Below are 21,644 nucleotides of genomic sequence, written 5' to 3'. Positions count from 1 at the left end.
GGGTTCGCAATGACGAAGTGGGGAGGGGAGCCTATGCTTCACGCTGCCACGGCGCCGAGAACGTCTGCCAGCCCGGCCTCGATGGCCGCGCGGTTCAGTCCCTTCTGGCCGATGACGACAAGCTGGGTGCGGCGCGCTTCCTGCGGCAGCCAGGCGCGGTCGTAGAAGTGCTGGATGCGCGGCCCCACGGCCTGCACGACAAGGCGGCTCGGCTTGCCGCCGACCACGACCATGCCCTTCACGCGCAGCACGTCATGCTCCGCGATCAGGTCCTTCAGGCGCGCGAGCAGGGCGTCGAGATCGGCGACATCGCCGCCCGAGACGACGAAGCTGTCGAAGTCGTCATGGTCGTGATCCTCGTCCAGCCCGTCGATGTGCGAGGGGCGGGAATCGAGGTCGTCCTCGGCAGCAGCGGTGATGCCCAGCAGCGCGGCGATATCGACCGCGCCGTGGTCCGCGCGTACGATCTTCACGCCGGGGCGCGTTTCGGCCAAGACCAGCGTTTCGACATGGGCGAGGGCATCGGCATCGACGAGGTCGGTCTTGTTGAGCACGACCATGTCCGCGCAGCCGAGCTGTTCCTCGAACAGTTCCTCCAGCGGGCTTTCATGGTCCAGCATCGGATCGGCGGCGCGGGCTGCGGCAAGCGCGGCCTCGTCCGTGGCGAAGCGGCCGGCGGCCACGGCATCGGCGTCGATCAGCGCGACCACGCCGTCAACCGTCGCGCGGGTGCGGATATCCGGCCACTGGAACGCCTTCACCAGTGGCTTTGGCAGGGCAAGGCCGCTGGTTTCGATAATGATGTGGTCGGGCTTGTTCTCGCGGTCGAGCAGCTTCTGCATGGTCGGCAGGAAATCGTCGGCGACGGTGCAGCAGATGCAGCCGTTGGCCAGTTCGACGATGTCGTCTTCCGGGCAGGCCTCGTCATTGCAGCCCTTCACCAGTTCGCTGTCGACGCCGACGTCGCCGAACTCGTTGATGATGAGCGCGAGGCGGCGACCCTTGGCGTTCTGGAGCAGGTGGCGGATCAGCGTGGTCTTGCCGGCGCCGAGGAAGCCGGTGATGACGGTGGTGGGAACTTTGCTCATATCTCGTCTCCCGCGCGCCAGCGACCTGAAACGGCGGGGCGTCCCGTCGCGGGCGCGACGATGGCGGCACGCCGCGACGGACCGGCGCACGGGCGCCCGACGCGATATGCCGCTGCGGCCCCGGCCGCATGCATCACGTCGCTCAGACGGAAGAGTTACCGTGCCTTGGCCATTCCCTGGACCCGGGCAAGAGCGACATCGACGCCGGCAGGTTTCCTGGCTCGCGGGTCATCACGCGATGCACGGCCTTCCCAGGCCTCGCATGACTTAGCGTCCGGCCCAGTGGCTGCGGTGGGGGGCTTGCCCCGCCGCGAATGTGCATCGCGCTCGCCGCTTACAGTTGCAGGGACAGCCGCGGATCGGGACGGCGAACCGTCCTTACCGCGTTCCCGTATTAAGCCCCTTGCGGGGCACCGGCGCGATCTTCGTCCGGTCGCCAGAAGGCATCCCGAACCCGGAGGCGATTAGCCGGGGACGCCCCGCACCGCAAGACCCAGAGACTGCAATCGCCAACTCCGGTTGAAGGAAAGAACGGTGCAGGAGAGCGGCGCCACATCGATGGCGAGCGCTGCGCGCAGCGGCAGTTCCAGCGCATGGGAGATGGCGGCGCGGATCGTCATCGGGTGCGTGATGGCGCAGGTCGGCGCGTCGGAGCCGGCAACGCGGTCCATCCATGCACCGATCCGCGTGCGAACCTGATCCAGTGTTTCACCCGCGGGCGCGCCTTGCGCGGGTTCGGCCAGCCACCGGCCGAGCTGTCCGGGATCGCTTGCCTCGATCTGCGCGAAGGACAAGCCTTGCCACTCGCCATGATCGATATCGGCAAGCGCCGGTTCGGTTCTGGCCGTGAGCCCCATCGCCGAGGCGGTCTCGGCAGCGGCGCGGGCGGGGCTGGCCTGCACCGCGGCGTGGTAGCGTTGGGGCAACCTGGCCAGGGCGGCATCGCGTCGCCCTGCCGCATCCAGCGGTTCCGCCGGCTCGGGAAACCGGCCTTCGCGGCTCGACGCCGTGGCGGCGATGCAGATCAGCAGGAGGGTTGTCGCCAAGGGTAAATTCCGTGGGGTCGTTGACGCCGCGGCCCGCGCGGTCCTAAGGAAGCGGCGTCGAGTATCGAAGAAGCCGGTGAGAATCCGGCGCGGTCGCGCCACTGTAATCGCACGGGAACCGTCCCGTCGAGAGCCAGACCTTCCTTCTTGGCAACAGGTTTTCCGGGGACGCGCAATCCCGCCAAGGAGCATGACAATGGCTGTTTCCACCGCAGTTTTCGACGACGCTTTCATTCCCGTGCCGGGCGGTAACGCCATTCCCCTGGAAGACATCGCGCCCTGGGCCGTGCTCGGCACGCTGCTGGCCGTCATCTTCATCTATTTCGTCAGCACCGAGCAGGGCGCCTTCTCCCTGTTCCAGGGCATGTACGTCCACGAGTTCGTCCACGACGGGCGTCACCTCCTCGGCTTCCCCTGCCACTGAGGCGCTGCACATGACCAGGGACTTGCTCTGGCGCGGGATGCTTGCCGGCATTCTGGGCGCGCTTCTCGCCACGCTTTTCGCGCGGGGCTTTGCCGAACCGCAGATCGATCTGGCGATCGGTTACGAGGAAAGCCACTCCGCGCATGATGCCCCGTCCGGCCACGCCGGGATGGCCATGCCCCACACCGGCACGCCGGCCGAGCCGCAGGAAGAGGAACTCGTCAGCCGCGATACGCAGAAAGGTGCGGGACTGGTGACCGCACTCGTGCTGTACGGCGCTGCGGTGGGCGGGATCTTCTCGCTCGTCTTCGCTTACGGCTACGGCCGCATGGTAAATCTGGGCCCGCGCAGCTTCGCACTCATGCTGGCCGCGCTGACATTCGCGCTGGTGGTGGTGGTACCGGCGATCAAATATCCCCAGACCCCGCCAGCCGTGGGCAAGCACGAAACCGTGGCCCTGCGCACTGCTGCCTATTTCGGCATGATCGCGCTGTCGCTCGGCGCCGCCGTCGTGGCAGCGCGTATCAGGAGCGCCCTTGCACGACCGGGACGCGGTTTCGATGCCACGCTGCTCGGTCTTGTGATCTATCTGGGCCTGGTGGGCCTCGGGCAGTTTCTGCTGCCTGCCGTTAACGAGGTTCCCACGGACTTCCCGGCCGTGCTTCTGTGGAACTTCCGCGTGGCCTCCATCGGCACGCAGCTGGTGCTATGGGCGACGATTGGCCTCGCTTTCGGACTTTGGGCCGAGCGCGTGCTGCAGAAGGCAAAGTCCTGATCGTTCAATCGGTTGGAGTGCAGAGCTGCCTGGTTCAGGAACTCTGCACTTTGGCCACGAGACGGAGCGGCGCACGGCTCATCTCGTTGCCCGCCTGCGTGGCTTTCTGGAGCACTCTCAAGAAGACATCGCGCTCTTCCCGCGACAGGTGGACGACGAGATCGTCCTGAACCTTGTCGACCCAGGGCTCCGCGATATCGAGCGTCACCAGTCCGGCACTGCTGAGCATGAGCACCCGCGCCCGCCGGTCGGTAGGGCTGACTTCCCGGTCTACGAGGCCTTTCTGCACCAGCCTGTCGATGACGCCGCCAATGGTCACGCGGTCGTAGGCGATCATGCCGGCGAGGGTCTGCTGGTCCAGTCCGGGATGGTCGCGAAGCGTGAGCAGCGCCGCATATTGCACGGATGTGAGATCGAGACCGGCTTCCGCCATGCGCGAGGCAAAGCGCGCAAGGGAAATCTGCTGCAGGCGGCGGATCAGATGTCCGGGCATTGTCTCGAGGTCGCTCATGGATAGCCACCTAGCGTGAGAACCGCCGCCTGCTCAAGATGATGTTGCGCCGGAAGGGGTTGTCGGCGTTATTTTACAAGGATTTCATCCGCCCGGGCGTTCAGGATCGTTCTCCGGCATGGTCCTGAGCGGTAAAAATCGGCGACGTGTCTAGATTTCGTATTCCGGTTGCCATGTTTTGGCGGCGACGCGTTCCTGCTTCTTCACGGGCAGCCCCTGTTGCCGGCGGGCCATCTCGCCATGAAGCTTGCGAACCATGTCGCTGCCGGCATGGGTGAGCAGGCCGGGAACGAACCCGTGCAGCATGGTCCCGAGGCCGGCCACCACCATGCGCAGGCCGAAGCGATTGGCGACCAGCCAGTGCTCCCCATAGCTTTCGTTTACTTTTCGCGGGTGCTCGATGAAAAGGGCTTTGAACATCCTGGCTTCCTCTTTTCCGCCTTCGATCACGCGGTGGGCGGATAGGGGTGATGGCCGAAGACCCAGTGCGTTCGCGGATCGGCCTGATCGTCAATCAGCAGGACCTTGGCACTGTGCCCCTTCATGCCGACCTGATGCGCGGCATCGATGGCACGGTTGAGTGCGGCTCGCTGGCTTTCGAATGCGGCCAGGAACACGCCATGAAGGCTTACCGCCCAGTCGAGGCCCTTGCGGACGACGTGGAAATCGCTGTGAGGCATGAAACCATACTCCCTTTCGATTTTGACACTGGCCAATCCCGTTTGTGACGTAGCGTCGCGGTTGGCTCGATCGCTGTTAATCTGCCCCTTGAGGGGCGGTATTCTCGGAGGCCGGCTCGCGGCCTTGTTTGTCAACTTATTTACTTGAGAATGCATCGTCAAGCCCGGTGTTCCCATCCCCGTGGATCTGGCGGTGAATGGCGGCTGCCTTGCGACCGGCTGCAAACGATCGCCCGTCGACACGATCTGCAAAAGCGGAAAACTGCCATTTTTCGCACTTCACAAAGGTGTCATCCGAAACTCGAACGCGTCCGGCGCGTTTCAGGACAGGACAAGTTCGGCGTGTCGCTGTCCGGCCGCCGGCACCATTGGGAGCCAGGAAAAGTGGATATCTACGCAGGACCGCGGAGCCATGTCGCAAGGCCCGCTTCGCGAGAGGACGAGTCGCTCGGCAAGCAGGGGCGCAGCGACGCGGCCGTTCTTCAGGTACATCTTCTGGGTGATTCGGTGCGCGCCGCAGGGCAGTTCCAGCGCTCCGCGCTCGGCCATATGGACCATGAGAACTGGATAGAGCGCGTCCGGGCAGACGGGCAGCGGTTGATGGATCTGCTCAGCCAGATGGGTTTCAGCCCGAATTCGAGTGGTTCGGCGCGAACCTCCGAAGTTCGCCGATAGCACCGGCTCCCGCTGCAACCCACGGAAGAGTTGTCGGTTTAACCTCTTCGGAAAAAACCATGCTCCGCGAGCATTGGAAAGGAGAGGGACATGACGGCACCGCGCGAAAGCAAGACGTCCATCGGCAACCATCGGCTTCACCCCGATACCCTGATGCTCAATTACGGCTACGACCCGCTCCTTTCCGAAGGAGCGGTAAAACCGCCGGTATTCCTGACTTCCACATTCGTATTTCCCACCGCCGAAGAAGGCCGCGACTTTTTCGACTATGTCGCGGGCCGCAAGGAACCGCCGCCGGGACAGGGGCGGGGCCTGGTCTATTCGCGCTTCAACCATCCCAACAGCGAGATCGTCGAGGACCGCATGGCGGTCTACGAAGGGGCGGAAGCGGGGGTGGTGTTCTCCTCGGGCATGGGCGCGATCACGACCACGATCCTGACGTTCGCCCGGCCAGGCGATGTCATCCTCCATTCCCAGCCCCTTTACGGCGGCACCGAAACGCTTCTTGCCAAGACACTGGCCAACCTCGGCATCAAGGCGATGGGTTTCAGCGACGGGCTGGACGAAGAAGCCATAGCCGCCGCCGCCAGGCAGGCCATCGCCAATGGCCGAGTGTCACTGGTGCTGATCGAAACGCCGGCCAATCCCACCAACAGCCTTGTCGACATCGCGCTGCTGAGGCGGCTGTGCGAGGATATCGAGCGGCAGCAGGGGCACCGCCCGTTGCTGGTTTGCGACAATACGCTGCTCGGTCCCGTCTTCCAGCATCCCCTGCGGCTCGGCGCGGATATTTCTCTCTATTCGCTGACCAAATATGTCGGTGGTCATTCGGACCTCGTGGCGGGTGCGGCCCTGGGGTCGGCCAAGCTGATGCGCGAGGTGCGGTTGCTGCGCAGTGCCATCGGCACCCAGCTCGATCCGCATAGCTGCTGGATGCTCGGCCGGTCGCTGGAAACGCTGGGCCTGCGCATGGAGCGGGCCAATACCAACGCCGCGGCGGCGGCGAACTTCCTGCGATCCCATCCCAAGATCGTGGGCGTGGCCTATCCACCCTTCTACCCCGAAGGAAGCAGGCAGGCCGAGGTCTTCGCCGCGCAATGCAGCGGCGCGGGCTCCACGTTCGCCTTCGATATCGCGGGCGGACAGCCGGCCGCGTTCCGCTTCCTCAACGCGCTGGAGATATTCAAGCTGGCGGTGAGCCTGGGTGGTACCGAGTCCCTGGCCAGTCATCCGGCGACGACGACGCATTCCGGAGTACCGGTGGAAGTCCGCGATCGGATCGGGGTGATGGAATCGACCATTCGCCTGTCCATCGGCATCGAACACCCGGACGATATCGTGGCCGATCTCGCCCAGGCTCTGGATGCCAGCTAGCGCGATCAGTCGTCGATGCGATAGTCGATCGGCTTGAACGTCCCGCCATTGCTCGCATAGGCCGAGCAGGCGGTGAGGCCGATGACAAGGTCCTGTTCGGCACGGAACGACACGCTGTCACCGGCACGACTGGGAGGCGGCAGAACGGAAATGCCCCCGGTGCTGTCTATCGGCACGTTCATGAAGCAATTGAAGGCTACCGGAATATCGTCCGGCGAGACACCGTAGGGCGCCAGCGCTTCTGCCAAGTTGCCGAAGCAGCCCCGATGTTCCGGCTTGTCCGGATAGAAATGCCTGAAGGTATCGACGCTGCACGGGGTCAGCAGGAAATCATGGCAGCCCACGCTGTCTTCCTCGATGGTGAGCAGGACGCGGGAGCGATTTGACCAGATCCGGTTGCCGCGCGTGAGCCTGAGGGTCTCCTCATAATCGAAGGTCCGGCCATTGCTGATCACTTCGCGGACATCACTGGCGGAGAAAGCCAGCAGGTCGGACACTTGCGTGCCGAGCGGGTCGACGACCGTGAGCAATTGTCCGCGCGCCAAGGGGAACGCCGCGCCGCTGCGGGGCATGATGCGGTTCATGTCGCTCACCGTGCGGAGCGCGGGTTCTGGAAAGGGCACTGCCATTCCGGGCCGACCAGGCGGCCGCTATATTGCGCCGCCTCGCTCACCTCACCGTGGCGCGCGAGCATGGGATTGATCGAACCGGCCATCTTCACATCGCGCTCCAGGATCGTTTCGCGTATCTTTTCATAGCTTCCCTGCGCGCGAAGCTGCTCGAATTGGTCATGGAGATTGAATACCATGACCGGCCGCTCGAAACGACGGGCAGGGCGACTGGCCTGCGGGTGCATGCCGACGACGAAGAACGCCTCGCCGCCGAAACTCAGCGAGAAATGCGGGTCGTCGGGATCGCTGCTGACGCGGCGATCGTAAGGCAGGCCCAGCCAGGCATCCTTGTCCGTGAGGGACTGGACGCGGTTCCACAAGGCATGTTCGAACCGATCTTCGCTCAAGGGGCCGTCATCCGCGAAGATCACGGCCAGACTGCGGAACAGCGACGGGTCCTCCTGATAGCTTGCCGACCAATCCAGCAGCTTTTCATAGATGACGAGATCGTCCCACGAACTCTCGATCGAATGGCACACGGCAATCGCCAGAGTACCGCGCGAGAGCGCCGATTTCGCGCCAACGCAGGGGAACGCCCTGGACTCGATGAATGCCCTGAAACGCTCTTCCCAGAGCGAACGATCTTTTTCGGAAAACACGCTGCTTCCTCTCCAGCTTCGGCTTCGGTGGCAGTGAACCGATGCTTCGATTATCTTGCGTTTCAGTTCAGGCCCTTGCGTTCCTGAACGCCGGTATGTTCTTCCTGATCGAGGCGCTCCGCGTGCCAGATGTTGCGGCCGACGAAGATCAGCACGATCATGGCCAGCAGGATTACGACAACGGTAATTCCGGCGCGTTGCAGGCGGCGCGGACTGGGCTTGTCGCGGTCCCGCATCATGCCGCCAGAAGATTGAGAGCGGTCGGCCGTGCCGGGGGAAGGCCGTCGGCCTTGGCCTGGGCCATCAGTTCCTGCTTGCGCGCCAACATGCGGTTTCGCAAGTCGACAAGATCGACTCCGGCCTTTCGGCATTGCGCGAACATGCCTTCGGAGGGCATCTCTTCCTCGTGAACATGGTGCTTGATCTCTTCGGACAGCACCTTGACCTTTGCCTCGAAGAAATCGTCCTCGGGAGAGGCCGCTTCGATATCGTTGATCAGGACTTTTGCGCCATCGTGCTCGACATAGGCCTCGTCCAGCGTGTCATTCTCGATCTTGCCGCGGAATGCCGGATAGAAGATTTCCTCTTCGATCAGGGTGTGGATCTTCAGTTCGATACAGACCTGATGCGCGATCTTCTTCTTTTGCGACGAAGACTTCGCAGCGGTGAAGGTATCGAACAGTGTTTCGACCTTGCGATGATCGGCCTTGAGGAGGGCAATGGCGTCAGTGAAGGATTCGGTCATGGCGTCTTCCTTGTCGGATTTGCCCTGTTAAGCTCGCGGATGTTCCACGCGTTCCCGCTCTATTGATCTATGTTTCTTCGATTGTATGGGCTTGCTGCAAGAGACCTGAATAGTGCGATGAACCGTTATTTCCCGTATTCTTGCGCTTGAATCGGAACGAGTACGCGGGCTCGCGACTTGTCCTGGCTGAGCGGCTTAGCCCGCACTTCCCAGCAAGGACGCACCGCTCCATGAAGAACCAGGCCGACGCTCACACCGAAACGCCCAGCCTCAAGGGTCGCAAGGCGATCATCACCGGGGGAACGACCGGCATCGGCCGCGCCATCGCCGTGCTACTGGCCAGCGAGGGCGTGGACGTGTTCATATGCGGTCGCTCGCCGGAACACCTTGCCGATGCCCTGGAGCGGATCCGGGAAGTGGGGAAGGGCGAGGGCGTTGCTCTGGACCTTGCAGATCCCGAACAGCTGGACACCTTCTTCGCAGAGGCGCGCGCCAGTCTGGGGCAGCCAGACATCGTGGTGGTGAATGCCGCCGTGCCCGCCCGCGCCCTCTCGGACATGACCTCGGACGAAATCCGCTACGCCGTGGCCGTGGACTTCACGGCCTATATCCTGAGTGCCAAAGCCGCGCAGGAAGCGCTGGTGGACCAGGGCGACATCGTCCTCATCGGCTCCATGTCAGCCCATGTGCTCGGCCCCGGCTCGACCGTTTATGCAGGAATGAAGGCCGGGATCGCCGGCTTTTCGGAGGCACTTCGCCGCGAACTTGGACCGCAGGGGATCAAGGTCGCACTGGTCGAGCCCGGCAAGACCGGCGCCGATTTCCAGTACCCCGACATTCCGGCGGAAAAGCAGCGCGAGATGATCGCCGAGGAAACCATGCTGCGCGCGGAGGACATCGCCGTGGGCGTTCACTACCTGCTGACGCAGCCGCGGCGCGCGGTGGTGCAACAGCTCACCATCGCGCCCCGTGCTCAGGCCCAGGAGTGACCGCGCGCGCCTTCCGTTACAGCGACACCGCAAGGTGGCCCAGCGCGAGGGCAATTCCTGCGCAGGATATGGCGGCACCGAGGCCGAGTTGGACGGGGCCGACCCATTGGCGGAGGGGCAGGGCGAGGTCTTGTTCAAGCTTTGTCATGTCGCCAGACTAGCGCGCCCGGGCTTCAGGAAGGATCGCGAAAAGCCGTTATCTGTGATCGGCTTCCGTCATGACTTCGCTGGCAAGCCCGCGAACCATTCGGCATAAGGCGTGTTCGGGACCAGATGTCGATTGAGGTCCGGCTCGCCGTCCTTCCACCATACCGGTCCTCGCTCGCCCAGGGCGCGTTTAGCATGATCGACGTCCTGCCGCGCGGCGGCTTTCCCCGCGGCATCGCCGGTCCGCATGGCTGTTCCCACGGCCCGGCGCGCGCGCATCAGCTCCTTCACCAGGGCGCTGCGGTGCTCCTCTGTCAGCGAGGGGTCGGACTTGCGCCACAACCGCCCGCGCACCACGAAGTAGCGACCGTCCGGTGTCTCGGGATATTGCCCTCCTTCGCTCATTCCCGTCCAAACCCTCAGAAGAGGGCAGGGTTTCACCGAGCAGCGGCCCGAGGGATTTATCGATGCGCCTTTATCGTTTCTCCGGCGTGGGATAGAGCGCGCATCCTGGATGAGAGCAAGGACGACAGGTGAAAGCTGAAACGAAGGGCCGGGGTAACAGCCGTGCCGCGCGCGGACTGTTCGTCGCAACCATTCTGACAGGCAGCTTCCTGCTGTTTCTGGTGCAGCCGATGGTCGCGCGGATGGCCTTGCCGCGTCTCGGCGGCGCACCCAACGTCTGGAACAGCGCGATGCTGGTCTACCAGGCACTTCTGCTGGCAGGCTACGCCTATGCCCATCTGCTCGGCAGGTTGTCCTTGCCGAAGCAGGCATTCGTTCATCTCGGCGTGCTGGTTCTGGCAGGCCTGACTTTGCCGGTCGGACTGGCGGATCTCGCCCAGCCCAGGGGTCTGCCCGAAGCCCTCTGGGTGCCGGTACTCCTGGGCCTGAGCATTGGCCCGGTGTTCTTCGCCGTCTCCGCGCAAGCCCCGCTGATGCAGCGCTGGTTCGCTGCAGACCCGGCGGCAGGAGCGCCCTGGGCGCTTTACGCGGCCTCCAATCTCGGCAGCTTCGCCGGACTGCTGGCCTATCCGCTCGTGGCCGAGCCGATGTTGACGCTGCGCAGCCAGAGCCTTGCCTGGTCGCTCGGCTTCGGCGTGCTCGTACTGCTCGTCGGGGTCGCCGCGGCGAGCCGGAGAGGGCTGCCGCCGCTCTCTCAAGCGCAAGAGGCCCAGGAACCCGCGCCCCGGATCGATGGCCGGACCACGGTGCGATGGCTGGCGTTGGCGGCGGTTCCCTCCGGCCTCATGCTCTCGACGACGACGCATCTGACCACCGACATCTTCGCCATGCCGCTGCTCTGGGTCATTCCGCTTGGCCTCTACCTCCTGAGTTTCGTGGTGGCCTTCGCTGATCGGCGCGGGCCGGCGCTGGCGATTTCCCGGATAGCGCCTGTCGTGGTCCTTTTCGCGGGCAGTTATGCCATGTTGTCCAATGGTTCCGGCACGCTGTGGATCGCGGGCGGGGCCTGTCTCATGCTGTTCTGCATCGCCGTTTCCCTCCACAAGCGGCTCTACGACCTCCGGCCGGGACCGGCGCAATTGACCCGCTTCTATCTCGTGATGTCAGCGGGGGGAGCGTTGGGGGGGCTGTTCACGGCCCTGGTCGCACCGCTCGTTTTCGATTGGGCATGGGAGCATCCGCTGCTGGTTCTGGCCGCGGCCATGCTCATGCCGCTCGAACCGCTGCTGCGCTGGCGTAGCGGCGAGGGGATCGAGCCGGGCATGGGCCATGTGGCGCTTGTGCTCCTRCTGGCGTTCGCGGTGTTTCTGGGCTGGCAGCTCGATCAATTTGCCCTGCGTCCGGAAGAAGGGCTGGCGGCGGTCCTGCTCACGGTTTTCCTGGTGGGCACCGGCGTCATGGTCATGGCCTGGCGCTGGGCTTTCGTAGCTGTCCTGGCCGTGGCGATGATCGCGCAGGGCGGCATCTGGACGATCCGTGCGACGCTGGGAGGTGAGCGTACCCGCAGCTATTTCGGCATCTATACCGTGCGCGACACGGCCGACGGCACCTTGCGCACGCTGGCGCACGGCACGACGCTCCACGGCGAGCAATCGCTGGAGCCCGGCCGCGCGCGGGATGCCTTGACCTATTACGGCCCGACTTCGGGTGTCGCCCTGGCGCTGGCCGCGGCACCGCAGCTCGAAGGGCCGGGCGCCCGCGTGGGTGTCGTCGGGCTGGGGACCGGTTCGCTGGCCTGCCGCGCGGCGCCGGGGCAGCACTGGACTTTCTTCGAGATCGACCCGGTGATCCTGCGCTTCTCGACCGAGGGCCGGTTCACGTTCCTGCGCGACTGCACGCCTCAGGCAAAGGTCGTCCTCGGCGATGCGCGACTGGAACTGTCGCATATGCCGGCCCGCGCTTTCGACGTGCTGGTGATCGATGCCTTTTCGAGCGATGCCATTCCGGTCCATCTGCTCACGACGGAAGCGTTGCAGGTCTATGCGCGGGCACTGACGCCGCGCGGCCTGCTTCTGCTCCATATCTCCAACCGGTACATCAATCTGGCGCCCGTGGTGGGCACCAATGCGGAAGTCAGCGGAATGGCGGCGATGTCGCGCCTGGACCATCCCACGGACACGGATCACTACACACCGTCACGCTGGATCGCGCTGTCTCGGGATGGTGGCGTGTTGAAGGCTCTGGGCCGGATGAGCGCCGACGCGCCCTGGGCGCCCCTCGACGAGCGGGCGGCTCGATCCTGGACCGACGATCACGCCTCGATCCTGCCATTCGTTCGATGGGACCGCATGACCGGTCAACCATGAAGGGGCTGTCCCGCGGATCCGAGACAGGGCGGCGAAACGCGCCAAGCTCGAAGCTCCTTATGTAGGATCGATAATATAGATTATGTAAAATGATGAAGCTGGCTAACGCCCGGTTTTCACGGCGCTTTCATGGCCCCTCCCGTGCGGCTCCCATGTGGCGCTACGGGATGGCCCTGAAGCCGAAGCTCCAGGGCCATTCGGCAAACGTCAGTTCGCCAGCGTCGCGTTGTCGATCACGAAGCGATACTTCACGTCGCTGCGCTGCATGCGGTCGTAGGCCTCGTTGATATCCTTGATGTCGATCATCTCGATATCGGAAACTACACCCTTTTCCGCGCAGAAATCGAGCATCTCCTGCGTTTCGGCGATACCGCCGATCAGCGAACCGGCGATGGTGCGGCGGCGGAAGATCAGCGCGCCGACGTTCGGCGACGGATGCGGATGCTCGGGCACGCCGACCAGGGTCATCGTGCCGTCGCGCTTCAGCAAGGCCGTGAAGGCATCGAGATCGTGGCTGGCGGCGACCGTGTTCAGGATCAGATCGAAGCTGTTGGCATGGGCTGCCATCTCGTCGGGATTGCGCGAGACGACGACCTCATCGGCGCCCAGCTCCAGCGCCGCGTCGCGCTTGCTTTCCGAAGTCGTGAAGGCAACCACGTGCGCGCCGAGAGCATGGGCGAGCTTGACGCCCATGTGGCCAAGGCCGCCGATGCCGACGATGCCGACCTTCTTGCCCGGTCCGGCATTCCAGTGACGCAGCGGCGACCAGGTGGTGATGCCGGCGCAGAGCAGCGGCGCCACGGCGGCGAGCTGTTCAGCCGGGTGGTTGATCTTCAGGACGAACTTGTCGCTGACCACGATGTTCTGCGAGTAACCGCCGAGCGTGTGACCCGGCGCATCCGCAGTCTGGCCGTTGTAAGTGCCGACGAAGCCATTGTCGCAATATTGCTCCAGGCCTTCGTCGCACGCCGAGCAATGCTGGCAGCTGTCGACCATGCAGCCGACGCCGACCGTGTCGCCGACGGCAAAGGCAGAGACTTCGCTGCCGACGGCGCTGACCGTGCCGACGATCTCGTGGCCCGGTACGCAGGGATAGAGGGTCCCTGCCCACTCGCCGCGGGCCTGGTGAAGGTCGGAATGGCAAACGCCGCAATAGGCGATGTCGATTGCGACGTCGTGCGCGCCGGGCGCGCGGCGCTCGATATCGAGCGCCACGAGCGGCGTCTTTTCGGTGACGGCTCCGAAAGCTTTCGTCATCGTTGCTGAATCCTTGATGCTGAGAGAATGTGGTGACGGTCCGCCACCAGCTCCCAATTAGTGCGCAAACGAATGCATATCATCCCCGCGCGCGTCGAACGCAGCGATGAATGAAATTCAGCTTGATCGCCTCGGGACGCCCTAGAGCCCCATCGGGCGTATCTCCCGGATCAGGTCGATCAGCAGGCGAAGTCCCGAAGGCACCTGCCGCCGACTGGAATAGTAGATGTGGAAGGCCTCGCCCATCGAGCCCCATTCCTCCAGAACGACCCGAAGCCGGCCGGCAGCCACCTCGGCGGCGATCGACGGTTCCGCCGAATAGACGAGCGCCGCGCCGCTGAGCGCCATCTGCATGCCGATCCGCGAATTGCCGATCGTCACCGGACCGGGCGCGGCAATGACGCAGGCCTCTTCGCCGCGTTCGAACTCCCAGTTGTAGATGCGGTCGTTGCCGAGCCTGATCCTCATGCAGCGGTGACGTTCCAGGTCCTGCGGCACTTCCGGCACGCCGAAGCGCTCGAAATAGGCCGGCGATCCTGCCACGACCCAGCGCATCGCAGGCGACAGCCTCTGGACGATCATGTCCTCGGGCACCGTGCCGCCATAGCGGATGCCCGCGTCGAAACCCTGTTCGATGACGTCGACCATGCGGTTGTCTATCGACAGGTCGATCTCGATGTCGGGATAACGGTCGATGAACGTGGGCAGGACCGGCGCCAACAGGAGTTCGGCTGCATCTTCGGGCACATTGAGACGGATGCGCCCGGCCGGTGCATCCCTGAAGCGGTTGAGGACTTCGGCGGCATTGTCGATGGCATCGAAATGTTCGGAAATCGCATCGCGAAAGGCTTCGCCCGCGGCGGTGAGGGTTACACTGCGGTTGGTGCGGTTGAGCAAACGCACGCCGTGGCGATCCTCCAGGCCCTTGAGCGCATGGCTGAGCGCGGAGGCGCTGATGCCCAGTTCCAGGCTGGCACGGCGAAAACTGCGGTTACGCGCAATCGCCAGGAAGTAGGCGAAGTCCGCGAGATCGGAACGGCTGAATTTCATGCCGACCGTTCTTGGTCGAGCCTGCCGCCATGTCCAGCCCTGCCGTGCAGGGAAGTTGAGAGAAATTCACCTCGCTAGGGCAGTCCGGCCGGTTTCGAGGCCATCGAGACCGGCCGGACCCCTGCAGGGTTTCAGTTCTGCGGCGTGGCGGAGGCCCCTGCTCCGCCCGATCGTTGTCCTGCCGCCTGCTGTTCGTCAGCGAGGCCGCCGCCCAGCGAGCGGTAGAGTTCCACCAGGTTGCTGGCTTGGGTCAGGCGCGTGCCGACCAACTGCTGTTCCGCCGCGTAGGCGGTGCGCTGGGCGTCGAGCGAAGTCAGGAACGAGTCCACCCCGGCCTTGAAGCGCGCGTCGGAAAGGCGCGCGGCAACCTGGGCGGATTCGGCGCGGCTCGACTGGGCGCGGACCTGGTCGCCGATCTTGCCGCGCTGCGCCAGGGCGTCCGCCACTTCGCGGAACGCCGTCTGGATGGACTTTTCGTAAGTGGCGACGGCCGCCACTTGCGAAGCCTTGGCATAAGCCAGGTTGCCCGCCCGCTGGCCACCGTCGAACAGCGGCAGGGTCGCTCCCGGAGAGGCGGTATAAGTGAAAGTGCCGCTCTTGAAGAGGCCCGAAAGCGCCGTGCTGATCGTGCCGATGGTACCGGTGAGCGAGATCGTCGGGAAGAACGCCGCGCGGGCGGCGCCGATATTGGCGTTTTCCGCGATGAGCAGATGCTCGGCCCGAAGCACATCCGGGCGGCGCAGCAGGACATCGGACGAGACATCCGCCGGCAGCGCATCACGCGTCACCGGGGTCGACGAGAGCCCCGTCGGCAACTGCTCCTGCGGCACCGTGGTGCCGACCAGAAGGTTCAGCGCATTCTGATCGAGCGCCACGCTGGCTTCCAGCGCGGCAATGTCGTTCACCGCGCCCTGATAGTTGGTATCGGCCTGCCGCACTTCGAGCTCGGACCCGACACCGATGCGGAACTGCTCGCGGGTCAGGCGAAGCGTTTCCTCGAAAGTCTTGAGCGTCTCGCGCGAGAGGCGCAGCTGCTCGTTGTCCGAGGCCATGGTCAGCCAGGCGGTGGCGATTTCCGAGATCAGGCTGATGCGGGTGGACCGCTGCGCTTCCTCGCTGGCGAAGAACTGCTCCTGCGCGGCCTTGCTCAGGTTGCGGATCCGGCCGAAGAGATCGAGTTCGAACGCGGAAATCCCGGCGGTCGCCGAATAGATCTCCACGTCCTGAGCCCCGACGACACCCGCGCCGGTGCCGCCGCCGACGGCGCCCGCGATATTGTTGGTATACGTCGCGGTGCCGCCCGCATTCACGGTCGGAAACAGCGAGGAACGCTGGACCTTCAATTGCGCGCGGGCCTGGAGCACGTTGGCGGCGGCGATCCGCAAGTCGCGGTTGTTGGCAAGCCCGGTCTCGATGACCTGCCGCAGCCGGTCATCGAGGAAGAAATCGCGCCACCCGATACGGGTCACGTCGAGGGCGTCGGTCGGGGCGACCGGATAGACACCGCCTTGCGGCAGCGCCACCGGAACCGCACCCACGGGCCGCTCATATCGCGGCGCCAGATTGCACCCTGCCAGCATCGTGGTGCCGGCGATCAGGGCGATAAGGGACTTTTTCATGTTCAGATTCCCTGCGGCTCGGTGCCGTCGGAGGAGCGGGGACCGGCTTCGGTCTCGACATGGGCCTCGGTTTCCTCGTGGCGGTCGGTCTGCCCGTGCTTGAACAGGCGGCTGACGACCACGAAGAACATCGGCACCAGGAAGATCGCGAGGATCGTGGCCGAAAGCATGCCGCCGACGACCGCACGGCCGATGGCGTTCTGGCCGCCCGCGCCTGCACCTGTCGAAACCGCCAGTGGCAGCACGCCGAACACGAAGGCCAGCGAGGTCATGAGGATCGGGCGAAGGCGAAGCCTTGCCGCCTCGATGGCTGCGCTGAAGGAATTCATGCCGGATTGCACGCGTTCCTCGGCGAATTCGACGATGAGGATCGCGTTCTTCGCGGAGACGCCGATCGTGGTGATCAGGCCGACCTGGAGGTAGATGTCGTTGTTGAGGCCGGTAAGCTTGGCGGCAAGAACGGCACCGATGACGCCGAGCGGAACCACCAGAAGTACGGCGATCGGAACCGACCAGCTTTCATAGAGGGCCGCGAGGCAGAGGAAGACCACGAAGAGCGACAGCGCATAGAGCGAGGGTGCCTGACCGCCGGACAGGCGTTCCTCGTAGGACAGTCCGGTCCATTCCAGCGAAGTGCCCGCGGGCAGCTTCTGCTGGATTTCGGTGATGGCCTCCATCGCGGCGCCGGTGCTGACGCCCTCGCCCGGTGCACCCTGCAGCTGCACGGCGGGCCGGCCGTTATAGCGGGTGAGGATGACCGGAGCCGTCTTCCACGACAGGTTGGAGAAGGAACCGAAGGGTGCCATCTGGCCGTCACTGCTGCGAACGTAGAAGTTTTCGATCGCCTCGGGCGAGGAGCGATACTGCTCGTCCGCCTGGAGGTAGACGCGCTTGGTGCGGCCGCGGTCGAGGAAGTCGTTCACATAGGCGCCGCCCCACGCGGTCGAGATTTCGCTGTTCACCGCGCTCAGATCGAGGCCGAGCGCACCCGCCCTGTCCTGATCGATGTTGACGTCGAGCTGCGGGGCGTCGTCGAGGCTGACCGGGCGAACCTGCGCCACGCGCTTGTCCTGAGCGGCAAGGCCCAGAAGCTGGTTGCGCGCCGCGATCAGCTTGTCATGGCCGATGTTGTTCTGGTCGACCAGCCACATGTCGAAGCCGGTTGCATTGCCGAGTTCCTGCACCGCCGGCGGAACCAGCGCGAAGATCATGGCATCCCGGTACTTCGAGAAGGCGCCCATGGCCCGGCCGACGATGGCCGGAGCACGGTTGTCGGCACCGCTGCGGTCTTTCCAGTCCTTCAGCTTCACGAAGGCCATGCCCGCGTTCTGGCCCTGGCCGTTGAACGAGAAGCCGCTGATGGTGAAGACGGATTCGACGTTGGCCTTCTCGTCCTTGAGGAAGTGGTCGCGCACCACGTCCAGGCCGCGCTGGGTACGCGGCAGGGTGGCACCCGGAGGCGCCTGGACCAGCGCGAACATCGTGCCCTGGTCTTCCTCGGGAAGGAAGCCGCTCGGCAGGCGCCAGAAGATCAGGCCCATGGCGACCACGATCAGCAGGTAGACGAGGCCGGAACGCTTCCAGCTGCGTGCCGAAGAGCGGACGCCCTTCTCGTACTTCTCCGTGCCGCGGTCGAACTTGTCGTTGAACCAGCGGAAGAAGCGCGAGAGCAGTCCGTTGCCCTCGTTCTTCGTGGGATCGTGCGGCTTGAGGATGGTGGCGCAGAGCGCGGGGGTGAGGATCAGTGCGACCATGACCGAAAGCGCCATCGACGAAACGATCGTGATCGAGAACTGGCGGTAGATGACGCCGGTGGAGCCGCCGAAGAAGGCCATCGGCAGGAAAACCGCCGAAAGCACCATGCCGATGCCGATCAGCGCGCCGCTGATCTCGTCCATCGATTTTCGCGCCGCTTCCTTCGGTGTCAGGTGCTCCGTCTGGATCAATCGTTCGACGTTCTCGACCACGACGATGGCGTCATCGACCAGCAGGCCGATCGCCAGCACCATGCCGAACAGGGTGAGCGTGTTGATGGAGTAGCCCAGCGCCTGCATGACCCCGAAGGTGCCGAGCAGGACCACGGGAACCGCGATCGTGGGAATGATCGTCGCGCGCCAGTTCTGCAGGAACAGGAACATGACGAGGAAGACGAGCACGACGGCTTCGAACAGGGTGTGGACCACCTGCTCGACGGAGAGGCGGACGAACGGCGTGGAGTCGTAAGGATAGACGACCTTCACGTCCTGCGGGAAGTTCTTGGCGATGCGTTCGACTTCGGCCTTCACCAGGTCGACGGTGTCGAGCGCATTGGCGCCCGATGCCAGCCTGACGCCGAAGCCCGATGCCGGCTTGCCGTTGTATTGCGTGTCGAAGCCGTAGATTTCGGCGCCGAGTTCCACCCGGGCGACGTCGCGCAGGCGCACGACCGAGCCGTTCTGGCCCTGGCGAAGACGGATGTTGCCGAACTGCTCGGGCGTCTGAAGGCGGGACTGGACGGAAACGGTGGCGTTGAGTTCCTGCTCCTTCGAAGCGGGAAGCTGACCGATCTGACCGGCGGAAACCTGCGCGTTCTGCGCCTGAACGGCCGTGCTGACATCGGCGATGGTCAGGTTGTAGCTGCGCAGCTTCAGCGGATCGACCCATATGCGCATGGCATATTGGGTGCCGAAGATCTGCAGTTCGCCCACGCCGTTGATGCGGCTGACCGGATCCTGCACCTGGCTGACGATGTAGTCCGACAGGTCGTTGGCGCTATGGCTGCCGTCCTGCGAATAGATCGCCGCAACCAGCAGGAAGCTCGCCGCCGACTTGGCGACGGTGACGCCCTGGCGCTGGACTTCCTGCGGCAGCAGTGCGGTGGCCGCCTGCAGCTTGTTCTGGACCTGAACCTGGGCGATGTCGGGATCGGTGCCCTGCTCGAAAGTCAGGGTGATGGTGACATTGCCGGCCGAGGACGACTGCGCCGAGAAGTAGCGGAGCTGGTCGATACCCTTGAGTTGCTGCTCGATGATCTGGGTGGTCGTGCGTTCCAGCGTTTCCGCGTCGGCGCCGGGATATGTGGCGCTGATGGTGACGGTGGGCGGCGCGATCTCCGGGAACTGCGAGATCGGCAGGCTGCGGATGGCCAGTGCGCCGAACATCATCAGCACGATGGCGATGACCCATGCGAAGATGGGTCGGTCGATAAAGTAGCGTGCCATGATCGGTTACTGACCCTGTCCGGCCTGAGTTTGGCCAGTCTGAGTTTCGCCGGCCTGATTTTGGCCAGCCTGCGGCTGACCGGCACCCTGGCCTTGTGCGGCAGGTGCCGCGCCTGCGGGCTTGGCGGCCTGCGCGGCCACCGGCTTCACGGCGGCGCCGGGACGCAGCATCTGCGCACCGTCGAGAACCACCTTGTCGCCCGCCTTCAGCCCCGATGTCACCAGCCAGCTGCTGCCGACGGTCCGCGGCGCGGTGAGCTTGCGCATCTCCAGCTTGTTGCCGGCGCCGACCACGAGCGTCGTCGGATTGCCCTTCTCATCGCGGCTGACTGCCGATTGAGGGACCAGAATGCCGTTGCTCCGGGTGCCTTCGACCAGCTCGGCCCGGACATACATGCCCGGCAGCAGCAGGCCGCGCGGATTACCGAACTGCACGCGCACCACCTGGCTGCCGGTCGAGGGATCGACCGTCACATCGGTGAACTTCAGCGTGCCCTCTTCGGAATAGTCGCTGCCGTCTTCCAGCTTCAGGCGCACGCGAGCGGCGCCGCCGCTCTGCGAAAGGTCGCCCGAAAGCAGCTGCTGGCGCAGGCGCAGCACGTCGGCGCTGGACTGCTGGATGTCGACGAAGATCGGATCGAGGCGCTGGATGGTGGTCAGCGCGTCGGCCTGCGAGGCGGTGACGAGCGCTCCGGTCGTGAAGGTCGAGCGGCCGATGCGGCCCGAGATCGGTGCGCGAATGGTCGTGCGGCCGAGATCGATCTGAGCGCTGCGCAGCGCCGCTTCCTGCGCGGCCACGTCCGCCCTCGCCTGCGCGGCACTGGCGGATGCGTTCTCCGCCTCCTGCCGCGAGATCGCGTTGATCTTGACCAGTTCGCCGTAGCGGCGGGCCAGCGCAGCAGTGTTGGCGATATTGGCACGGGCGCGGACGAGCGCGGCGCGCGCGCTGGCGGCCTGGGCCTCGTAAGGCGCCGGATCGATGCGATAGAGCGGCTGACCGGCGCGCACCATGTCGCCTTCCTGGAACAGGCGCTGGAGGATCAGGCCGTTGACCTGCGGGCGGACGTCTGCGGATTCGTAGGCCGTGGTACGGCCCGGAAGCTCGGAGCTGAGCGTCACCGCGCCCTCCTTCACAGTCACGACTCCGACCTCCGGGGGACCGGCAGGAGCCGGCTGCTCTCCACCGCCGCCGCACGCGGTCAGAAGCAAGGCAAGAGCCGGGGTGATCTTTTTCATGGAGCAAGCCCGCAATGAGAGTTAAAACGTGAGTGAATGTTCACTCATTGATTCGCGCGATGTGTATTGGGTCGCTAGAACGATTGCAAGGTGAGGAGGATGCAGTGAAAGATGACACAATTATGGATCGCTCGCGAGCGGCGCGTTCGGTCGCCCGCCGCGAGCATCTTCTGGACACGGCCAGAAAGCTCTTTGTCGAGCAAGGGTTCCATCGCACCGGCATGGCGCAGATCGCCCTCGCCTCCGGGATCAAGGTCGGCCAGATCTACCGGGACTTCGAGAACAAGGAGGCGATCATCGCTGCCATCTGCGAGATCAACCTTCTCGCCTGGCTGGAGGAAGACAAGCTGGAAGCCGCGGTGGCAGCCCGCGATACGGCGGCAATCCGCGCCTGGATCGAGCGTTTCTGCCTGGACGAGCCGACCCTGGAAGACCGCCGGCTGATGGCAGAACTCTTGGCAGAAGTCGGTCGTAACCCCATCATTGCCGCCATAAACCAGAAAACCGACGACCGCGTGCGGCTGCGGCTGGACGAAGCGCTTGAATCCCTCTTGCCCGGCGTTTCCCGAGAGCGCCGGTCGCTGGTCGTGGATCTCATCTTCCTGCTCTCGTGGGGGATGATGGCGATGATGGAACTGTCGCCCGACAAGAAGCATGCGCCGGTGCGGGATCACATCGTTTCGGTGCTCCGCAAGGAGCTGGCCGCCTTAAACGATTGAGGGACCGACATTAATCCCGGCAGGCAAGTGATATTGCGTTTGTTTCGCAAGATGGTCGGTTTCAAGAC

At 64.6% G+C, this 21,644-nt stretch carries 22 protein-coding genes and 1 riboswitch; of the genes, 7 read left to right on the top strand and 15 right to left on the bottom strand.

The window, feature by feature from the left end; genetic code table 11:
• Positions 1–38: 38 nt before the first annotated feature.
• Positions 39–1,088: a cobalamin biosynthesis protein CobW gene (gene cobW / locus AB4Z00_RS10925; RefSeq protein WP_442045929.1), complete on the bottom strand. Its 1,050-nt coding sequence runs from the start codon at positions 1,086–1,088 to the stop codon at positions 39–41.
• Positions 1,089–1,277: 189 nt separating this feature from the next.
• Positions 1,278–1,520: riboswitch (cobalamin riboswitch) on the bottom strand.
• 32 nt (positions 1,521–1,552) lie between these two features.
• Positions 1,553–2,134 carry a histidine phosphatase family protein gene (locus AB4Z00_RS10920; RefSeq protein WP_442045928.1) on the bottom strand — a complete coding sequence of 194 codons (582 nt, stop codon included), beginning with the start codon at positions 2,132–2,134 and terminating at the stop codon, positions 1,553–1,555.
• A 196-nt stretch (positions 2,135–2,330) separates the two neighbouring features.
• Between AB4Z00_RS10920 and AB4Z00_RS10915 the strand changes: the two genes are divergently transcribed.
• Both AB4Z00_RS10915 and AB4Z00_RS10910 read left to right on the top strand, forming a co-directional pair.
• On the top strand, positions 2,331–2,558 hold the full coding sequence (locus AB4Z00_RS10915) for a CbtB domain-containing protein (RefSeq protein WP_442045927.1): 228 nt from the start codon (positions 2,331–2,333) through the stop codon (positions 2,556–2,558).
• A 10-nt stretch (positions 2,559–2,568) separates the two neighbouring features.
• The gene (locus AB4Z00_RS10910; protein ID WP_442045926.1) at positions 2,569–3,333 is read left to right on the top strand and encodes a CbtA family protein; all 765 of its coding nucleotides are present in this window, start codon (positions 2,569–2,571) and stop codon (positions 3,331–3,333) included.
• Positions 3,334–3,367: 34 nt separating this feature from the next.
• On the opposite strand, the gene AB4Z00_RS10905 is transcribed toward AB4Z00_RS10910, so the two are convergent.
• From AB4Z00_RS10905 to AB4Z00_RS10895, 3 genes are all read right to left on the bottom strand, one after another.
• Positions 3,368–3,844, bottom strand: coding sequence for a MarR family winged helix-turn-helix transcriptional regulator (locus AB4Z00_RS10905; RefSeq protein ID WP_442045925.1), 477 nt, complete (start codon positions 3,842–3,844; stop codon positions 3,368–3,370).
• A 150-nt stretch (positions 3,845–3,994) separates the two neighbouring features.
• Positions 3,995–4,294 (bottom strand): DUF6356 family protein, encoded by a 300-nt coding sequence (locus tag AB4Z00_RS10900; protein ID WP_442045924.1) that lies wholly within the window; start codon positions 4,292–4,294, stop codon positions 3,995–3,997.
• A complete protein-coding gene (locus AB4Z00_RS10895) occupies positions 4,291–4,524 on the bottom strand; it encodes a hypothetical protein (RefSeq protein ID WP_134095511.1) in 234 nt (77 codons plus the stop codon). Before AB4Z00_RS10895 ends, AB4Z00_RS10900 begins: the two co-directional genes overlap by 4 nt.
• A gap of 384 nt (positions 4,525–4,908) precedes the next feature.
• Between AB4Z00_RS10895 and AB4Z00_RS10890 the strand changes: the two genes are divergently transcribed.
• Together AB4Z00_RS10890 and AB4Z00_RS10885 are read left to right on the top strand one after the other, a co-directional pair.
• Positions 4,909–5,199 carry a hypothetical protein gene (locus tag AB4Z00_RS10890; protein WP_132265674.1) on the top strand — a complete coding sequence of 97 codons (291 nt, stop codon included), beginning with the start codon at positions 4,909–4,911 and terminating at the stop codon, positions 5,197–5,199.
• A gap of 90 nt (positions 5,200–5,289) precedes the next feature.
• Positions 5,290–6,573 (top strand): cystathionine gamma-synthase family protein, encoded by a 1,284-nt coding sequence (locus tag AB4Z00_RS10885; RefSeq protein WP_132265676.1) that lies wholly within the window; start codon positions 5,290–5,292, stop codon positions 6,571–6,573.
• A gap of 5 nt (positions 6,574–6,578) precedes the next feature.
• Here the strand turns inward: AB4Z00_RS10885 and AB4Z00_RS10880 are convergent, their stop codons facing one another.
• The 4 genes from AB4Z00_RS10880 to AB4Z00_RS10865 all read right to left on the bottom strand — a co-directional run bounded on the left by AB4Z00_RS10880 (position 6,579) and on the right by AB4Z00_RS10865 (position 8,588).
• Positions 6,579–7,157, bottom strand: coding sequence for a DUF1989 domain-containing protein (locus AB4Z00_RS10880; RefSeq protein ID WP_442045923.1), 579 nt, complete (start codon positions 7,155–7,157; stop codon positions 6,579–6,581).
• A gap of 5 nt (positions 7,158–7,162) precedes the next feature.
• On the bottom strand, positions 7,163–7,843 hold the full coding sequence (gene gntA, locus AB4Z00_RS10875) for a guanitoxin biosynthesis heme-dependent pre-guanitoxin N-hydroxylase GntA (protein WP_442045922.1): 681 nt from the start codon (positions 7,841–7,843) through the stop codon (positions 7,163–7,165).
• A gap of 62 nt (positions 7,844–7,905) precedes the next feature.
• Positions 7,906–8,079: a hypothetical protein gene (locus tag AB4Z00_RS10870; RefSeq protein ID WP_442045921.1), complete on the bottom strand. Its 174-nt coding sequence runs from the start codon at positions 8,077–8,079 to the stop codon at positions 7,906–7,908.
• Positions 8,079–8,588, bottom strand: a complete 510-nt coding sequence (locus AB4Z00_RS10865; protein WP_442045920.1) for a hemerythrin domain-containing protein — start codon at positions 8,586–8,588, stop codon at positions 8,079–8,081. Before AB4Z00_RS10865 ends, AB4Z00_RS10870 begins: the two co-directional genes overlap by 1 nt.
• Before the next feature lie 230 nt (positions 8,589–8,818).
• On the opposite strand from AB4Z00_RS10865, the gene AB4Z00_RS10860 reads away from it, so the two are divergent.
• A complete protein-coding gene (locus AB4Z00_RS10860; protein WP_134095517.1) occupies positions 8,819–9,577 on the top strand; it encodes an SDR family oxidoreductase in 759 nt (252 codons plus the stop codon).
• Between the two features lie 216 nt (positions 9,578–9,793).
• Here AB4Z00_RS10860 and AB4Z00_RS10855 read toward each other — a convergent pair whose 3' ends face one another.
• Positions 9,794–10,129, bottom strand: a complete 336-nt coding sequence (locus AB4Z00_RS10855; protein WP_442045919.1) for a hypothetical protein — start codon at positions 10,127–10,129, stop codon at positions 9,794–9,796.
• 128 nt (positions 10,130–10,257) lie between these two features.
• On the opposite strand from AB4Z00_RS10855, the gene AB4Z00_RS10850 reads away from it, so the two are divergent.
• On the top strand, positions 10,258–12,495 hold the full coding sequence (locus AB4Z00_RS10850; protein ID WP_442045918.1) for a spermidine synthase: 2,238 nt from the start codon (positions 10,258–10,260) through the stop codon (positions 12,493–12,495).
• A 207-nt stretch (positions 12,496–12,702) separates the two neighbouring features.
• Here the strand turns inward: AB4Z00_RS10850 and AB4Z00_RS10845 are convergent, their stop codons facing one another.
• From AB4Z00_RS10845 to AB4Z00_RS10825, 5 genes are all read right to left on the bottom strand, one after another.
• Positions 12,703–13,752 carry an NAD(P)-dependent alcohol dehydrogenase gene (locus tag AB4Z00_RS10845; RefSeq protein ID WP_134095520.1) on the bottom strand — a complete coding sequence of 350 codons (1,050 nt, stop codon included), beginning with the start codon at positions 13,750–13,752 and terminating at the stop codon, positions 12,703–12,705.
• Between the two features lie 141 nt (positions 13,753–13,893).
• Positions 13,894–14,802, bottom strand: coding sequence for a LysR family transcriptional regulator (locus AB4Z00_RS10840; RefSeq protein ID WP_442045917.1), 909 nt, complete (start codon positions 14,800–14,802; stop codon positions 13,894–13,896).
• Positions 14,803–14,933: 131 nt separating this feature from the next.
• Entirely contained in the window at positions 14,934–16,421 is a 1,488-nt protein-coding gene (locus AB4Z00_RS10835) for an efflux transporter outer membrane subunit (RefSeq protein WP_208324909.1), read from the bottom strand.
• 2 nt (positions 16,422–16,423) lie between these two features.
• Complete coding sequence (locus tag AB4Z00_RS10830; RefSeq protein WP_442045916.1) at positions 16,424–19,621, bottom strand: efflux RND transporter permease subunit; 3,198 nt, start codon at positions 19,619–19,621, stop codon at positions 16,424–16,426.
• A 6-nt stretch (positions 19,622–19,627) separates the two neighbouring features.
• Positions 19,628–20,857: an efflux RND transporter periplasmic adaptor subunit gene (locus tag AB4Z00_RS10825; RefSeq protein WP_431567567.1), complete on the bottom strand. Its 1,230-nt coding sequence runs from the start codon at positions 20,855–20,857 to the stop codon at positions 19,628–19,630.
• Positions 20,858–20,961: 104 nt separating this feature from the next.
• Between AB4Z00_RS10825 and AB4Z00_RS10820 the strand changes: the two genes are divergently transcribed.
• On the top strand, positions 20,962–21,576 hold the full coding sequence (locus tag AB4Z00_RS10820; protein ID WP_243654205.1) for a TetR/AcrR family transcriptional regulator: 615 nt from the start codon (positions 20,962–20,964) through the stop codon (positions 21,574–21,576).
• Positions 21,577–21,644 lie beyond the last annotated feature (68 nt).

The sequence above is a fragment of the Novosphingobium sp. YAF33 genome, assembly GCF_052113265.1.
Lineage (GTDB): Bacteria > Pseudomonadota > Alphaproteobacteria > Sphingomonadales > Sphingomonadaceae > Novosphingobium.
Note: the sequence above shows the minus strand (reverse complement) of the source record. Positions and strands in the feature narration are given on the sequence as shown.

Bases quoted from the DNA above. Each gene is read 5' to 3' on its own strand.
- AB4Z00_RS10855 (WP_442045919.1), bottom strand. From the start codon at position 10,129: ATGAGCGAAGGAGGGCAATATCCCGAGACACCGGACGGTCGCTACTTC.
- AB4Z00_RS10895 (WP_134095511.1), bottom strand. From the start codon at position 4,524: ATGCCTCACAGCGATTTCCACGTCGTCCGCAAGGGCCTCGACTGGGCG.
- cobW (WP_442045929.1), bottom strand. From the start codon at position 1,088: ATGAGCAAAGTTCCCACCACCGTCATCACCGGCTTCCTCGGCGCCGGC.
- AB4Z00_RS10905 (WP_442045925.1), bottom strand. From the start codon at position 3,844: ATGAGCGACCTCGAGACAATGCCCGGACATCTGATCCGCCGCCTGCAG.
- AB4Z00_RS10835 (WP_208324909.1), bottom strand. From the start codon at position 16,421: ATGAAAAAGTCCCTTATCGCCCTGATCGCCGGCACCACGATGCTGGCA.
- AB4Z00_RS10885 (WP_132265676.1), top strand. From the start codon at position 5,290: ATGACGGCACCGCGCGAAAGCAAGACGTCCATCGGCAACCATCGGCTT.
- AB4Z00_RS10915 (WP_442045927.1), top strand. From the start codon at position 2,331: ATGGCTGTTTCCACCGCAGTTTTCGACGACGCTTTCATTCCCGTGCCG.
- AB4Z00_RS10865 (WP_442045920.1), bottom strand. From the start codon at position 8,588: ATGACCGAATCCTTCACTGACGCCATTGCCCTCCTCAAGGCCGATCAT.
- AB4Z00_RS10880 (WP_442045923.1), bottom strand. From the start codon at position 7,157: ATGAACCGCATCATGCCCCGCAGCGGCGCGGCGTTCCCCTTGGCGCGC.
- AB4Z00_RS10830 (WP_442045916.1), bottom strand. From the start codon at position 19,621: ATGGCACGCTACTTTATCGACCGACCCATCTTCGCATGGGTCATCGCC.
- AB4Z00_RS10840 (WP_442045917.1), bottom strand. From the start codon at position 14,802: ATGAAATTCAGCCGTTCCGATCTCGCGGACTTCGCCTACTTCCTGGCG.
- AB4Z00_RS10870 (WP_442045921.1), bottom strand. From the start codon at position 8,079: ATGCGGGACCGCGACAAGCCCAGTCCGCGCCGCCTGCAACGCGCCGGA.
- AB4Z00_RS10825 (WP_431567567.1), bottom strand. From the start codon at position 20,857: ATGAAAAAGATCACCCCGGCTCTTGCCTTGCTTCTGACCGCGTGCGGC.
- AB4Z00_RS10845 (WP_134095520.1), bottom strand. From the start codon at position 13,752: ATGACGAAAGCTTTCGGAGCCGTCACCGAAAAGACGCCGCTCGTGGCG.
- AB4Z00_RS10860 (WP_134095517.1), top strand. From the start codon at position 8,819: ATGAAGAACCAGGCCGACGCTCACACCGAAACGCCCAGCCTCAAGGGT.
- AB4Z00_RS10910 (WP_442045926.1), top strand. From the start codon at position 2,569: ATGACCAGGGACTTGCTCTGGCGCGGGATGCTTGCCGGCATTCTGGGC.